Raw genomic sequence first — 15,419 nt, 5'->3', positions numbered from 1 at the left:
GCCTACCGCCGCACCTTCTCGCGCCGCACCCGCGTGAGCCACCGCGCCTCGCCGCCGGCTCCCGTGTCGCGCGCGAGCATCACCACGACGTCCTCCGAGAGCGGGCCGGTGAGGCGCCGCCGCGCCTCCTCGATCGAGCGGACCTCGACGCCGTTCACGGCGAGCAGCCGATCGCCGGGCTCGACGCCCGCCTCCTCCGCCTCGCTCCCCGGGGGCACCGCCGCCACGACCACGGTCCGGCGCTCCTCGCCGAGCGTCACCGCCAGGCTCCCCGCGCCCTTCGGCTCCTGCCGCGCCCCGTCCCCCGGCAGCGCGATCCGGACCCGATCGGTCGTCCTGCCGGCCCGCACCTCGACCGGCGGCGACTCGGCGCGCCCGAGATCCGCGCTGTACGCCTCGATCACCGACGTGCCCTCGGGCACGCCGCCGAGCTTGAACCGCCCGTCCCGGTCGGTGAGGACCACGCCCGGCGGCAGCGGGCCGAGCGGCAGGTACGTCGGCACGCGGTCGCGCGCCACGCGGGCGCCCGCCACGGGATCGCCGCGCGGGTCGGTCACCTGGCCGGCGACCTCGCCCGCCTCGGACAGGTCGATGCGCCCGAGGTCCGCGGGCCGGTCGGCGTCGCCGGCGATCGCGACCCGGAGCGTCGCCGGCGCGAAGCCGTCGCGGCTCACGGTCACGCGCGCCTGGCCGGGCGCGAGGTCGCCGATCGTGAAGGCCCCCTCCGCGTCCGTCGTGGCGCGGCGCGGCCCGGTCGGCGAGAACAGCGTGACCAGCGCGCCCTCGAGCCGCTCCCGCCCGCCGCGCCCGGTCACGACGCCGGTCGCCCGGAGGGCGGGGCTCATGTCGAGCCGCAGCTCCTTCGGCGCCGCGTCGACCTGCTCGACGCGCGGCGACTTCCCCGAGCGCACGAGGCTCACCCGGAGCGGCAGCCCGGCGGCGTCGGGCAGCACCGCGTCGCCGTCGTCGTCCGTGAAGAGCGTCTTCCTGAGCGGGACCGCGACGTCGAGCGACAGCACGCGGATCTCCACGCGGTCGAGCGGGTAACCCCGGTCGTCGGCGACGTGGATCGCCACTGTCTCGCGCACCTTCGGCAGGACGACCTCGATCTCCTTGCGCTCGCGCTCCGGCACCTCGACCACGAGGCGCGCCACGACGTCCGCGGGCGACTCCGGCCGGGCGACCGAGAGCAGCACCTCGTCCGGGACCGCGGCGAACGCGAACGTCCCGTCGTCCGCGGAGTACGTCACCCGCTCGAGGGATCCCGCGGTCGCGGCGAGCTCCACGCGCGCGCCCGCGACCGGCTTGCGGTCCTCCTCGAGCACGCGGCCCTCGAGCAGGCCGCCCTGGCGCATCACCACGCGCACGTGGGCCTCGCCGCCCGGCTGCAGCGTCACGGTCTCGCTGATCGTCTCCACGTACTCCGGGTGCCGGACGATCGCGTGGACGCGCCCCGGGGTGATGGGCTCTGCCCGGAAGGTGCCGTCGCCGCGCGTGACCCACGGCTCGCCCGATCGCACCGCCGCGGCCGGGATCGACACGTCGCCGCGCGGCAGATCCGGGATCGGGCCCGGCATGACGCCGAGCTCCCCCGCCGGGATCAGCGGCGCCGGGCCGGGCAGGGCGCGCTCGAAGTGCTCTTCCCTGAACTCGGCCATCGCGGTGCTCTCGTCGATCGGCATCCCCTCGGCGTCGGCGCCGACGACCTCGATCGTCGCGCCCGGGACGGGGTAGCCGCGGTCGTCGACGACCTCGCCCACGATCGCGCCGCCGCGGAGCAGCGCGATGTGGACCTCGGTGGCGCCGTCCCCGACCTGCACCGCGTTCCTCGGCACGAAGCCGGCCGCCAGCGCGGACGCGCTCGCGTACCCCGGCGAGATCGGCCCCAGCGTGACGGCCCCGTCGTCGCCCGTGCGGCCGTGCAGCGGGAACGCCGACAGCCCCTGCTCGACGAGCACGACGTTCGCGCCCTTCACGCCCGGCGCGTCCTCGCCGTCGCCGTCGGTCACGAGCAGCCGGACGTGGCGGCCGGGCCCGAGGACGAGCTTCACCTCCTTGCCCTCGCCGCGCCGCACGGGCACGGCGAACGCGGTCGCGCTCACCTCGGCGCCGCGCCGCGCCTTGAGGTCGTACACCCCGTCGCGCAGGCCGGCGATCCGCGCGGCGCCGCTCGCGTCGGTGACCGTGCTGCGCGCCGGCCAGAGGCCGGTGCCGGCGGCGAGCACGGTCGCGCCATCGGCGGGCTGCCCCGCCGCGTCCACGACCCGCACGGTGAGCGCGCCGAGCCGATCCATGCGGATCCGCAGCGGCAGCGGCCCGGGCACGATGCCCGTGCGCACCGTGTCCTCGAAGCCGAGGGCCGACGCGCGGACGACGTAGGGCGCGGCGCCGAGCCGATCGAACCGGGCGCGGCCGCCCTCAGCGGTCGTCGCCACGAAGGGGAGGGGATCGGCGGTCGCGACCGTGACCTCCGCGTCGTCGAGGGGCCGATCGGCGTCGTCGACCACGAGCACCTCGAGCACCTTCGCGGGCCGCAGCACCAGGTCGACGGCGCGCGGCCCCGGCTCGAGCGCCGCGCGCGTCGAGGCGCGCGCCCGCTCGGCGCCGTACGCCAGGATCCAGGCCTCGCCGGAGGGCAGCCCCGCGAAGCGCGCCTCGCCCGCCGGATCGGTCCTGAGCTCGCCGGCGAAGTAGGCCCGGTCCTCGCGCAGCGCGAACACGCGCACCGTGGCGTCCTGGATCGGGCGCCCCTGCTCGTCGCGCACGGTGGCCGTGAGCTCGGCCCCGCGCCCCTCCACCCACGCGGGCACGGGCGGCGCCGGGACCGGCGCGCCCGGCAGGAAGCGCGGGCCGAGATCGCGGAGCGTGGTCGCGGCGAAGAAGCAGACCAGCGCGGCGATCGCGGCCAGGACGGCGTCGAGCCGCGACCGGCGTTCGACCCGGGCGGCGTCCGTTGCGGGTTGATTGTCCTGCTCGGCCACGGCCTGGATTCTCTACCCTGAATCCGGGCAAACGCCGAACATGGCGCCGCCGTTCCCGCGGCACGTCAGCGGCCCGAGGTCGGCCCCCGCGCGCGCGATCAGGCCTGGCGGTCGCGGTGCTGCGCGATCACGGCCAGGATCTCCTCCTCGGAGAGGAGGTGATCCGTCGCCTTGGCCTTCGTCAGGATCGCGTCGACGAGCTCCTTCGAGGGCTCGATTTTCCGCTGCCTGAGCCAGTAGTTCACGTTCGAGGCGCCGGACATGTAGCCCACGCAGATCTCCTGCTTCCTCCCGAACATGCCGGCGGGGACGCCGGAGTAGATCCGGTCGGCCATCCAGGAGTCGCCCTTCGACTCGGCCTTGATGATGGCGGCCGCGTGCACGCCGGTCGCGGTGCGGAAGGCGTCCCGTCCGACCAGGGGATAGTTGATCGGCACCTGCCAGCCGACGGCCTGCGCGGCGGTCGTGCAGTACTCGAGCAGGTGGGTGAGGTCCTGGTGCTCCAGGAGGCCGAGGAGCTTCAGGTTGAGGAGGATGAGCTCCATCGCGGCGTTGCCGACCCGCTCGCCGATGCCGAGGGCGGTGCCGTGCACCCGGTCCGCGCCGAACTGGAGCGCCCAGATGGCGTTCTCGAGCGCGAGCCCGCGGTCGTTGTGGCCGTGCCAGTCGATGCCGACGGTCGCGCCGGCGCCCGCGACGATGGCGCGCGTGAAGTTGATCAGGTTGCGCACCCCGTCGGGCGTCGCGTGCCCGACGGTGTCGCAGAGGCAGAGCCGGGACGCGCCGTGATCGATGGCGACCTTGAAGAGCGTCGCCAGCACCTCGGGGCGCGAGCGGGTCGTGTCTTCCGTGACGTAGGCGACCGGGAGCCCGGCCTTCACGCCCGCGTCGATCGCGGCGGCGCTCCGCTGCGCGATCAGGTTGACGTCCCACTCCTCCGCGAGCTGCCGGATCGGGCTGGATCCGATGAAGGCGTAAATCTCGACCGGGATGCCCGCGCGCTGGGAGATCTCGATCATGGGCGTGATGTCCGAGACGACCGTGCGGCCGGCGCACGCGATGCGGAGCGGCAGCTTGTGGTCCGCGACCTCCTTGCACATCCGGAGCACGTCCTCGAACGCCCGCGGCGAGCTCCCGGGCAGGCCGACGTCGGCGATCTGGATGCCGATCTTGGCCATCAGGTGGAGCAGCTTCAGCTTGCCCTCGATGTTCGGATCGGCGACCGAGGGGTTCTGCAGGCCGTCGCGCAGCGTCTCGTCGAAGAACGTGATGTCCTTCGGGATGAGCCGCCCGACGCGACCCAGCTCGTTCCAGTCGTAGATGAGATCGGTCGGGATGCCGGCGGTCGCGATCGCCATGCTCCGAGTATAGCGCCGTCTGCACTGCCGAGCGCGAAACGAAGCCCGGTTGAGGTGCGCTGCATGACGCAGAGCGCAGGCGAAAACACGGGCGCTTCGGCAATGCGTGCTCCGTCACAACGAGGACACCGGCGCGGATCGGAGAGGGCAGGGGAGGGGGCGATTCGAGGAGGCGCCGAGGTGGACGGCGTGTTGAGGACGACCGCACGCCGAGGAGGGCACCTGGACGACCGCGCGCCGAGGACGGCGGCTGAGCAAGGATCGCGCGCCGAGGACGGCGGCTGAGCAGGACCACGCGCCCAGGATGGCGGCTGCATCGGGCCGCGCGCCCGGGGTGGCGCGCTGCGCCGCGCGGCCCTCCCGGTGAACTTTTCCGGCCTCCGCCCGCGTGCTGCGGTGCGCTGGCCCTGCGCGCCTGGCAGGCCTAAGCTTGGCGCCACAAACGATGTGGCAATCCCTTCCTGAGTTCGGGACCGGCGTCCTTTACGCCATTCTGATCACCGCGGCGTACACCTTCGCCGTGGGGCTCGCGTCGGCGCGCGGGCGGCCGCGGCTGCTCCAGGCGGCGCGCCTCGGCGCCTACGGCACGATCGCGCTCGTCGGCCTGGCGGTGCTGGTGCTGGCGTACGCCTTCGTCAGCCACGATTTCCGCATCGCTTACGTGGCCCAGTACAGCGACAGGTCGATGACCACGCCGTACCTCATCGCCGCGCTGTGGGGCGGGCAGGACGGCTCGCTGCTCTGGTGGATGTTCCTGACCGCGCTGTTCTCGGGCGGCTGCGTCTACTGGCTCCGGCGCCGGTACCTGGAGCTCCAGCCGTACGTCATCGCGACGCTGATGAGCGTCCTCATCTTCTTCTCGGCGCTGATGATCTTCGCCGTGAACCCGTTCCGGACGAGCATCGCGGGCGCCGCGATCGACGGCAACGGGCTGAACTACCAGCTCCGCAACTTCTACATGATCATCCACCCGCCGAGCCTGTACATCGGCTTCACGAGCGCGGCGGTCCCGTTCGCGTTCGCGATCGCCGCGCTCGCCACGGGCCGCCTCGACAGCGAGTGGATCGTGGCGACGCGGAAGTGGATGCTCTTCTCCTGGCTGTTCCTCTCGATCGGCAACGTGCTCGGGATGCTCTGGGCCTACGAGGAGCTCGGCTGGGGCGGCCCCTGGGCGTGGGATCCGGTGGAGAACGCCGCGTTCCTCCCGTGGCTCACCGCGAGCGCCTACGTGCACTCGACGATGATCCAGGAGCGCCGCGGCATGCTGAAGGTGTGGAACGTCTCGCTGATCTGCGGGACGTTCTTCCTCACGATCTTCGGCACCTGGCTCACGCGCTCGGGGCTCATCGCGAGCGTGCACTCCTTCGCCCAGTCCGGCATCGGCATCTGGTTCGTCGGCTTCATGGCGGTGATCGTCGCGACGTGCGCCGCGCTCATCGTCTACCGCCTGCCGCGCCTCCGCAGCGACGGGCAGTTCGAGTCGATGCTCTCGCGCGAGGCCGCGTTCCTCTTCAACAACTGGGGCCTCTTCAGCATCATGATCTTCATCGCGGTCGCCACGGTGTGGCCGCGCATCAGCGAGTGGCTGCTCGACCAGCAGTCGACGCTCGGGCCCACGTTCTACAACACGTGGCTCCCGCCGATCGCGCTGGTCGTCTTCCTGCTCATGGGGGTCGCGCCGCTGCTCGGGTGGCGCAAGACGTCGCCGGAGCTCTTCCGGAAGAGCTTCCGCTGGCCGGTGCTGGCGGCGGTGGTCACCTCGGCGCTCCACCTCGCGCTCGGCAGCTCGGCGGGCTTCGCCCCCTTCGTCGCCGTCGACCCGATCTACCCCGGCCCGCTCGGCGACGCGCTCGCGAAGCTCGCGTCGACGTACCCGTTCTTCACCGTGATGTTCGCCGCGTTCAACGTCGCGGTCGTCGTCCAGGAGTTCGCGCGCGGCATCGCGGCGCGGCAGAAGCGCGGGGGCGAGTCGCTCTTCGCCTCGTTCTACAACCTGGTCGCCCGCTCGCGGCGCCGCTACGGCGGCTACATCGTGCACGTCGGCATCGCCGTCATGTTCATCGGCTTCGCCGGCCGCGCCTGGGGCGTCGACAAGGAGGTCAGCCTCCACCCGGGCGAGGAGGTGCGGGTCGAGGAGTACCGCCTCGTCTACACCGGGCCGCGCATGGAGGTCGACAGCGAGAAGCGCATGGTCTTCGCCGATCTCGAGGTCGAGCGCCACGGCAAGTGGGTCGAGCGGATCAGCCCGGCGAAGTACATCTACAAGGCGACCCCGGAGGCGCCGTCGACCGAGGTCGCCAAGCACATCACGCTGAAGAACGACCTCTACGTGATCATCGGGATGGCGAACCCCCAGACGAAGGTCGCGTCCTTCCAGATCCACGTGAACAACCTCATCTCGTTCATGTGGATCGGCGCCGGGATCCTCGTGTTCGGGGCGCTCATCGCGATGTGGCCCGACATCGCGCTCGAGGAGGCCGGCGCGTTCGGCTACGTGCGGGCCGCCGGGTCCGTCACGGCGTCCGTCGTGTTCGCCTTCGTGCTCGCGGGCGGCCCGGCGCAGGCCTACGGGCACCCCATCAAGGAGGGGCTCGGGCGGCCGATCGTGGTCGAGCCGGACCGAGCGGACGGCGAGGGCCGCGCCTCCTCGCGCGGTGAGGCCGCTCACCCCGGGCGTACGCCCGGGGCCGATGCCATGTTCCCGACGGCTGCGGACCCGCAGCGAGCCTTCGAATGAGCAGCACCCGAAAACTGATCCACGGCATCACCCTCCTCGCCGCCGGCGTCATCGCGCTCGTCGTCCTGCTGCGCTCGCCGGAGTTCGCTCACGGCCAGCAGCTCGGCCAGGGCATGGACCGGACGGGCGTCGTCGGCATCCAGAACGAGACCGAGCGCAAGCTGTTCTGGAGCTTGATCTGCACGTGCGGCTGTCCGCGCGAGACGCTCGGCACCTGCACCTGCGGCTTCGCGCACGAGCGCCGCGACGAGCTCCGCGAGGCGCTCGCGGAGGGGCGCTCGGTCGAGGACATCCAGGCCGCCTACGTCGAGCGGTTCGGGAGCGCGGCGCTCGCGGTCCCGCCGAACAAGGGGAGCCAGCGGCTGCTCTTCCTGTTCCCGCTCGCCGCCATCGCGCTCGGCGCCGGCCTCGTCGTCGTGACGCTGCGCCGCTGGAAGCGGCGGAGCGACGAGGCGGCCGCCGCCGCGCGCGCCTCGACCGCCGCCCCGGGCGCCGGCGGCGACGATCGCGTTGCCCCCGGCGAGCGCGACCGCTACGACGACAAGCTCGACGACGAGCTGAAGAGCCTCGACCGCGAAGACCGCGAATGAGCGCCGTGAAGACCGCCAAAAGCACCGCCGCCGCCACGGTCGACGAGACCGCCCGCACGGCCTCGGACACGCCGCTGGAGCGGCAGATTGTGCGCCACGCCCGGTACGGCGTGCCGCTCGCCGTGCTCGTCCTCGCCGTCGGCGCGGGGCTCCTCGCGGGCCCGCCCGGGGTGATCCTCGTGCTCGCGGGGGGCGCCCTCGTCGGGGTGATCGCCATCCTCTGGGCGAGCCTCCGCGTGCTCGTCGGGGAGACGCCGCTGAGCGGGGCCGACGCCTACGCGCTCGGCGCGCCGAGCGCCGAGGAGGAGCAGAAGCAGGCCGTCCTGCGCGCGCTCAAGGACCTGGAGTTCGAGCGGAGCGTCGGGAAGATCAGCGACGAGGACTACGCCGAGCTGGTCGCGAAGTACCGCGCCGAGGCGAAGCGGCTGCTCCGCCTGCTCGACGCCGGCGCGCAGCCGCGCCGCGATCAGGTCGCGGAGCTCGTGGCAAAGCGCCTCCGGCGGGCCGGGATCCAGGACAGCGACGGCGGGCCGGCGGAGACGGCGGCGGGCGAGGCCACCGCCGTGGACGACCGGGAAGGCGCCGCCGCGGAGGCGGCGTCGGCCAAGCGGAAGCGGGACGGCGCCGGGCAGGCGGCGGCGCAGGAGCGCGATCCGGAGCCGGCGACGGCGACGGCGGCGGAAGGCGCGGGCGACAAGAGCGAGGAGGCTGCAGCGACGGAGGCGGGTGAGACGACGCGCGCCACCGCGTGCGCGGTCTGCGGCACGGTGAACGACAACGACGCGGTGTTTTGCAAGAAGTGCGGGACGAGGCGCGCGCCGAGCGCGCCGGTGGCAGAGCAGGCGGCGCTGGACGAGGCCGCCGGCGGCGACGCCACGAACGAGAGCGGGAGGGCCCCGTGATGCGCTGGACCACATGCGCCGCGCTGGCCGCGATCACCTCGCTGGGCGTGACCGCGGCGGCGGACGTTCAGGCGCAGCCCGCCGCTCCGGCGCAGCCCGCTGCGCCCGCGAAGCCCGCTGCGCCCGCGCAGGGCGCCGCGCCCGCGCAGGGCGCCGCGCCCGCGAGGCCCGCTGCCTCGGCGGCGCCCGCCGCTCTGGCGCAGCCGCCCGCGGCGAGCCAGGGCGCGGCGTCCCAGCACAGCCCCATGCCGCCGAAGAGCGCGACGCCCGGCGCGGCCCCGAGCGCCGCGGCGGCCGCAGGTGCGGCGGGCACGGCGACGGACGCCGGTGCGGCCGACGCCGGCGCGCCCGACGCTGCGGGCGCTCTGCCGCCGGGTCATCCCGCGGTCGGGGAGGAGCTGCCCTCGGGCCACCCGCCGGTCGAGGCGGCGCCGCAGGAGGGGAGGCCGCGGCGCGCGGAGAACCTGTCCGGCCTGTTCGAGGCGCCCGAGGACGGCGTTCAAGATGTCCCCGGCCTTCCGCCCGGCGTCCTCGTGGTCACCGTGCAGGACGCGGACGGCAAGCCCGTGCCTCACACGACGTTCGATCTCGACATCCTTCAGAGCTCGGTCGCCAGGGGCGACTCGCGCCAGCGCGTGACGAAGGAGACCAACGAGTCGGGCACCTTCCGCTTCGACGACCTCACCGTCGGCGCCGGCACGACCTACAGCATCTCGGTCACGCGCGACGGCGGCAAGTTCTCGCTCCCGCATTTCGGCCTCGGCGCCGAGGCCGGAAAGCGCGCCGTCCTCCACATCTACGACGTCTCGCCGGACGTGAACAACCTGCTCGTCGGGATGCAGGGCATCGTCTACCTCCAGCTCCGGCAGGACTCCATCCAGGTGGAGCAGCTGTTCCAGGTCTACAACCTCGGTCGCGTCGCCTGGCTGCCGGACGTCACGTTCTCGCTGCCGCCGAACTACAAGGCGTTCAACAAGACCGACAGCATGGGCGAGGTGCGCTTCGACGAGGTGAAGGGCACGGGGGTCGCGCTGCGCGGCACCGTGCCTCCTGGTCGGCAGGAGGGGCAGTACCGCTGGCAGGTCCCGCTCGACGGCGAGGAGCGCCAGACCATCCGCATCGAGCTGCCGCCGCGCATGGCCCAGATGCGGGTGATGGCCGAGGCGTCGAAGTCCATGACGCTCGCGGTCGCGGGCTTCCCGAGCGCGCAGCGCGTCCAGAACCGCGACGGCAAGAAGATCCTGATCACCGAGAAGCAGAGCATGCGCGCCGACGGCGGGCTGAGGACGCTCGAGATCACGCTGGGCGGTCTCCCGACGCCGGGCCCTGGCCGGTGGATCGCGCTGCTCCTGGCCGGCGCGACCGTGATCGCCGGCGCCGCGGTGAACTTCGTCCGGCGGCGCGACGAGGACCGCGGCCCCGACGAGGAGGAGCGGCGCGAGCTGCTCGAGGCGCGGGACGCCTTGCTCGACGAGTTCGTGGAGCTCGAGCGGGCGCGGCAGCGGGGCGACATCGGCCCGAAGACCTACGAGCGCGTCCGGACGGCGCTCCTCGACGCGCTGGCGCGCATCGTGGGGATGATCGAGTCGGCGGCTCCGCCCAAGAAGGCTGCAGCTGGCCCGGGCGGGGCGGGCACCACGCGCAAGGCGGGCGCTGCCGCCTCGCCGCGCTCGTGAGGTGGGGCCGGCGCGGATCGTCGGATCGATGCCGGGCTGGAAGGCCGGTCTCGCGGCGGTCGCAGCGCTCCTGATCCTCGGCGTCGTCGTCCTGCTCGCCCGCTCGCGCGCGGGGCCGCCGGCGCGCTGCGCGCCTGGGATGGTCCCGCTCGGCCCGCGCTGCTGCGGGGAGGGCCAGCGCCTCGAGGCCGGCCGCTGCGCGGGCGCGCCGGGCCGCTGCGCTGCCCACCTCACGCCGACCCCCGCGGGCTGCGCGGCGCCGAGCGCGACGGTGCCGATCGCCGCCGGAACGTTGCGCCTCGGTCCGAGCGACTGGGAGGCGCAGGGCATCGTCGGCGCCGCGCGCGAGGCGTTCGTGCCGGCGTTCTCCCTCGACGCCTTCGAGGTCACCGAGCAGCGTTACGCTGCCTGCGTCGCCGCCGGGGTGTGCCCGCCGCTCGGGCTGCGCGGCGAGCCGGGCCTCCCCGTCACCGGAGCCACCCTCGACGAGGCCGCCCGTTACTGCGCCTTCGCGGGCGGCTCGCTCCCCTCGCGCGATCAGCTGGCCTTCGCCGCCGCGGGCCCGTCGGGCCGTCGCTACCCCTGGGGCGACACCGGCGCGGTCTGCCGGCGCGTCGCCTTCGGCCTGAAGGCGGGTCCGTGCGGATGGGGCGCGACAGGCCCGGAGCTCGCCGGCTCACACCCCGACGGCGCCGCCGCCCACGCGGGCGGACGTCTCTTCGATCTGGCCGGCAATGTCGCCGAGTGGGCCGCCCCCGATCTCGCCGGCGACACGATCTCGGGAATTCACGGCGGATCGTGGGTCGACGGGGCAGCGGCGGCGCTTCGCAGCTGGAATCGGCGGCTTGTCCCCGTATCCACCCGTGCCCCGGATATCGGCTTCCGGTGCGCCTATGCGCGCTGAGCTCTCGGGAGCTCTCGCCGGCGGCTCGGGGGGAGGGGGGGACATTTTCCGACCGCAAAACAGTCCGGAAACACGCTCCCCTCGCTCCGGATTGAGTTACAGTCCCCCTTCCCAATGACTGTCGCGCTTCTCTCGATCGGGACCGAGCTAACCCGGGGCGAGATCATCAACACCAACGCGGCCTGGCTCGCCGCCGAGCTCACCGCAGCGGGCTTCACGGTCAGCGAGGCCAACACGGTCGACGACGACGTGGACCGCATCGCCGCCGCGGTCCGCCAGCTCGCGAGCGCGCACCGCCTGGTGATCGCCACCGGCGGGCTCGGCCCGACGACCGATGATCTGACCGCGCTTGCCGCCGCCCGCGCGACAGGCACCGACCTTGTGCGAGACGAGAGCACGCTGCTCGCCATTCGCCGGCGTGTCGAGGGCCGCGGCAAGGTGATGAACGCGGGCCACGAGAAGCAAGCCGAGGTGCCCGCGGGGTCCGAGATACTCCCGAACTCCGCCGGGACGGCGCCCGGCTTCGGGGTCCACCTCGGCGAGTCCACGGTCTTCTTCCTCCCGGGTGTCCCGCGCGAGATGAAGAGCATGTTCGCCGATCAGGTGCTGCCGCGCGTCCGCCCGGCCGCTCCGAACAACACCTTCCAAGTTCGCCTGCGCACCTATGGTCTGCCCGAGTCCGCGCTCGGCGAGCTCCTGAAGGGCGTCGAGGAGGCCCACCCCGGCATCACGCTCGGCTACCGGGTGCATTACCCGGAGGTGGACGTGAAGGTGCACGCCCACGCCGGCACACACTCGATGGCGCACGAGCTCGCCCTGAAGGCGACGGCCGAGGTCCGCGCGCGGCTCGGCACGGCCGTGTACGGCGAGGGGGACGACGCGTTCCCGGAGATGGTCGGGCGCGCCGTGCGCGCGCGCGGCTGGCGGCTCGCCGTGTCGGAGTCGTGCACGGGCGGGCTCATCTCCCACCTGCTCACGAGTTATCCGGCGAGCGATTACCTGGTTGGCGCCGCGGTCACCTACGCCAACAGCGCCAAGACGCGGCTGCTCGGCGTCGCGGAGGACACCTTGCGCGGCCACGGCGCCGTATCGGCGGAGGTCGCCGCCGAGATGGCCCAGGGGGCCCGCCGCCTCTGCGAGGTCGACGTCGCCATCTCGGTCACGGGCATCGCCGGCCCGACGGGCGGCACGGCGACCAAGCCGGTGGGCCTTTGCTACTGGGCCGTCTCGCACCCCGGCGGCCTGGTCGTCCGCGATCGCGTGTTCTCTGGCGATCGCGAGGAGGTCCAGCTCGGCGCCGCCTACGCCGTCCTGGACCTCCTCCGCCGCATCGCCGGCAACCTGCCCGAGCGCTGACCGCCCGCGCCTCGGCCCGCTGACCGCCCGCGCCTCGGCCCGCTGGCCGCCCGCGCCTCGGCCCGCTGGCCGCCCGCGCCTCGGCCCGCTGACCGCCCGCGCGTCGGTCCGCTGACCGCCCGCGCGTCAGTTCGGCGCTGCGCGCGTGAACGACAGCGCCGCGCCGCCCCGGTCGATCTGCACGGTGTCGCCCTGCTTGAACTCGCCGCCGAGGATCCGCTTCGCGAGCTCGTCCTCGATGCTCCGCTGGATGGCGCGCTTCAGCGGCCTTGCGCCGTACTGCGGATCCCACCCTTGCTCGATGAGGTAGCCCTTCGCCTCGGACGAGATGGTGAACTGCAGCCCGCGTCGCTCCAGGCGCTTCCTCAGCAGGTCGAGCTGGATGTCGACGATCTTCTCCATCTGCTCGCGCCCCAGCCGCCGGAACACGATGAGATCGTCGAGGCGGTTCAGGAACTCCGGGCGGAAGTGCTTCCGCACCTCCTCGATGACCGCGCTCCTCACGAGCTCGGCCTTCTCGTCCGCCGGCAGGTGCGTTCGCTCCTCGATCGCGGCGGCCGCGGGGGTCCCGAGGTTGGATGTCAGGATGATGATCGTGTTCTTGAAATCGACCGTGTGCCCCTGCCCGTCGGTCAGGCGTCCATCGTCGAGCACCTGGAGCAGCGTATTCCAGATGTCCGGGTGCGCCTTCTCGATCTCGTCGAACAGCACCACGCTGTACGGCCGCCGCCGCACGGGCTCCGTGAGCTGGCCGCCCTCCTCGTAGCCCACGTACCCGGGCGGCGCGCCGATCAGGCGAGCCACCGCGTGGCGCTCTCCGTACTCGCTCATATCGAGCCGCACCATCGCCCGCTCGTCGTCGAACAGGATCTCGGCGAGCGCGCGCGCGAGCTCGGTCTTCCCGACGCCGGTCGGCCCGAGGAACAGGAACGATCCGATCGGCCGCCGCTCGTCGCCGAGGCCCGCCCTCGAGCGCCGGATGGAGTTCGCCACGGCGCGGAGCGCGTCCTCCTGCCCGACCACACGCCGGCGCAGCTCTTCCTCGAGGCGCAGCAGCTTCTGCATCTCGCTCTCGAGCATCTTGGACACCGGGATCCCGGTCCACTTCGAGACGACCGCCGCGATGTCCTCGTCCGTGACCTCCTCCTTCAGGTAGCTCTGCTTCGACTGCACCTGCGCGAGCGTGCCGCGGATCGACTCCAGCTGCTTCTCGATCTCCGGGATCTTCCCGTAGTGGATCTCGGCGGCGCGCCCGAGATCGCCGGCCCGCTTCAGGCGTTCTTCCTCGAGCCTGAGCTCCTCGATCTGCGGCTTCAGCTTGCGCAGCTCCGAGATGAGCTCCTTCTCGCGCATCCACTGCGCCCGCATCGCGTCGCGTTGCCCCTGGAGGTCGGCGATCTCGCGCCGCACCTCGTCGAGGCGCGCCTTGCTCGCCCTGTCGCTCTCGCGCTTGAGCGCCTGCTCTTCCATCTGCAGCTTCAGCAGGTCGCGCTCGACCTGATCGATCGGCGTGGGCAGGCTGTCGATCTCCATGCGGATCTTCGACGCCGCCTCGTCGACGAGGTCGATGGCCTTGTCCGGCAGGAACCGCTCGGTGATGTAGCGATTCGACAGCACCGACGCCGCCACGAGCGCCGCGTCCTGGATGCGGATGCCGTGGTGGACCTCGTACTTCTCCTTGAGCCCCCGGAGGATCGCGATGGTGTCCTCGACGCTCGGCTGCTCCACGAGCACCTGCTGGAACCGCCGCTCCAGCGCCGCGTCCTTCTCGATGCGCTTCCTGTACTCGTCGAGCGTGGTCGCGCCGATGCACCGGAGCTCGCCGCGCGCGAGCGCCGGCTTCAGCATGTTCGCCGCGTCCATGGCGCCCTCGGCCGCCCCGGCGCCCACCAGGGTGTGGAGCTCGTCGATGAACAGGATGATGCGCCCGTTCGAGCCCTCGATCTCCTTGAGCACCGCCTTGAGCCGGTCCTCGAACTCGCCGCGGAACTTCGAGCCTGCGACCATGGCGGCGAGGTCGAGCGCCGCGATGGTCTTGTCCTTCAGCGACTCGGGCACGTCGCCCCCGACGATCCGGTGCGCGATGCCCTCGACGATGGCTGTCTTGCCCACGCCGGGCTCCCCGATGAGCACCGGGTTGTTCTTGGTGCGGCGCGAGAGCACCTGGATCACGCGGCGGATCTCCTCGTCCCGCCCGATCACCGGGTCGATCTTCCCCTGCCGGGCGAGCTTCGTGAGGTCGCGCGTGTACTTCTCGAGCGCCTGGAACTTCCCCTCCGGGTCTCGATCCGTCACGCGCTGGTTGCCGCGCACGGACGCGAGCGCCGCGAGGAGCTTGTCGTACGAGAGCCCCAGCCGCTCGAAGATCGACTGGATCTCCTTGTCCGCCTTCACCCCCGCGAGCAGCACGTGCTCTGTCGAGATGTACTCGTCCTTGAGCGCCTTCGCCTCGTCTTCGGCCTTTTGCAGGACGGTGAGCGCGCGCCGCGACAGGTTCGGCTCGGCGCCGCCGCTCACGCGAGGATACGTGTCGATCTTCGCGTCGAGGAGGCGCAGCAAGCCCGCCGGATCGGCGCCTGCTTTCTGCACCAAGGGGGCGCCGACGCCGCCGTCCTGGTCGACGATCGCCCTCACAAGGTGCTCGGGATAGAGCTCCGGGTTGCCCCGTCGGCTGCCGAAACCGACAGCCTCGCGCACGGCCTCTTGGGCCTTCGTCGTCATTCGGTCGATTCGCATGGCACCTCGAAGCTAAGGCGCCCCCCTCGTCTAGCAAGGGTCCGGCCAAGCAAGCAGCTTGCCAGGATAACGAGCGAACGCGGCAGCACGATAGCGGGAGAACGCGGCAGTCAGCTCACGCCGCCGCGCCCCCGCGACGCCGGGTCCGGCGACCGCGGCGCGCGCCTCCGCGCCGCCCC

9 protein-coding genes are annotated in these 15,419 nt (G+C 72.9%); 6 read left to right on the top strand and 3 right to left on the bottom strand.

Annotation, left to right across the window (positions count from 1 at the left end; genetic code table 11):
* Positions 1-2 precede the first annotated feature (2 nt).
* Both WMF43_RS45950 and WMF43_RS45945 read right to left on the bottom strand, forming a co-directional pair.
* On the bottom strand, positions 3-2,981 hold the full coding sequence (locus tag WMF43_RS45950) for a carboxypeptidase regulatory-like domain-containing protein (protein WP_437674965.1): 2,979 nt from the start codon (positions 2,979-2,981) through the stop codon (positions 3-5).
* Positions 2,982-3,079: 98 nt separating this feature from the next.
* Positions 3,080-4,339: a LeuA family protein gene (locus tag WMF43_RS45945; protein ID WP_437674964.1), complete on the bottom strand. Its 1,260-nt coding sequence runs from the start codon at positions 4,337-4,339 to the stop codon at positions 3,080-3,082.
* 445 nt (positions 4,340-4,784) lie between these two features.
* Between WMF43_RS45945 and WMF43_RS45940 the strand changes: the two genes are divergently transcribed.
* The 6 genes from WMF43_RS45940 to WMF43_RS45915 all read left to right on the top strand — a co-directional run bounded on the left by WMF43_RS45940 (position 4,785) and on the right by WMF43_RS45915 (position 12,504).
* A complete protein-coding gene (locus WMF43_RS45940) occupies positions 4,785-7,076 on the top strand; it encodes a heme lyase CcmF/NrfE family subunit (RefSeq protein ID WP_437674962.1) in 2,292 nt (763 codons plus the stop codon).
* A complete protein-coding gene (locus WMF43_RS45935) occupies positions 7,073-7,666 on the top strand; it encodes a cytochrome c-type biogenesis protein (RefSeq protein WP_437674960.1) in 594 nt (197 codons plus the stop codon). Before WMF43_RS45940 ends, WMF43_RS45935 begins: the two co-directional genes overlap by 4 nt.
* 5 nt (positions 7,667-7,671) lie before the next feature.
* On the top strand, positions 7,672-8,568 hold the full coding sequence (locus WMF43_RS45930; protein ID WP_437674958.1) for a hypothetical protein: 897 nt from the start codon (positions 7,672-7,674) through the stop codon (positions 8,566-8,568).
* The gene (locus tag WMF43_RS45925) at positions 8,568-10,244 is read left to right on the top strand and encodes a carboxypeptidase-like regulatory domain-containing protein (RefSeq protein ID WP_437674956.1); all 1,677 of its coding nucleotides are present in this window, start codon (positions 8,568-8,570) and stop codon (positions 10,242-10,244) included. Before WMF43_RS45930 ends, WMF43_RS45925 begins: the two co-directional genes overlap by 1 nt.
* A gap of 28 nt (positions 10,245-10,272) precedes the next feature.
* Positions 10,273-11,148: a formylglycine-generating enzyme family protein gene (locus WMF43_RS45920; protein ID WP_437674954.1), complete on the top strand. Its 876-nt coding sequence runs from the start codon at positions 10,273-10,275 to the stop codon at positions 11,146-11,148.
* Between the two features lie 114 nt (positions 11,149-11,262).
* Positions 11,263-12,504 carry a CinA family nicotinamide mononucleotide deamidase-related protein gene (locus WMF43_RS45915; protein WP_437674952.1) on the top strand — a complete coding sequence of 414 codons (1,242 nt, stop codon included), beginning with the start codon at positions 11,263-11,265 and terminating at the stop codon, positions 12,502-12,504.
* A 126-nt stretch (positions 12,505-12,630) separates the two neighbouring features.
* On the opposite strand, the gene clpB is transcribed toward WMF43_RS45915, so the two are convergent.
* Positions 12,631-15,240, bottom strand: coding sequence for an ATP-dependent chaperone ClpB (clpB, locus tag WMF43_RS45910; protein ID WP_437674950.1), 2,610 nt, complete (start codon positions 15,238-15,240; stop codon positions 12,631-12,633).
* Positions 15,241-15,419 lie beyond the last annotated feature (179 nt).

This window comes from Sorangium sp. So ce131 (genome assembly GCF_051519095.1).
Classification (GTDB): Bacteria; Myxococcota_A; Polyangia; order Polyangiales; family Polyangiaceae; genus Sorangium.
The sequence above is the reverse complement of the archived record's forward strand: the minus strand, read 5'-3'. Positions and strand labels throughout refer to the sequence as shown.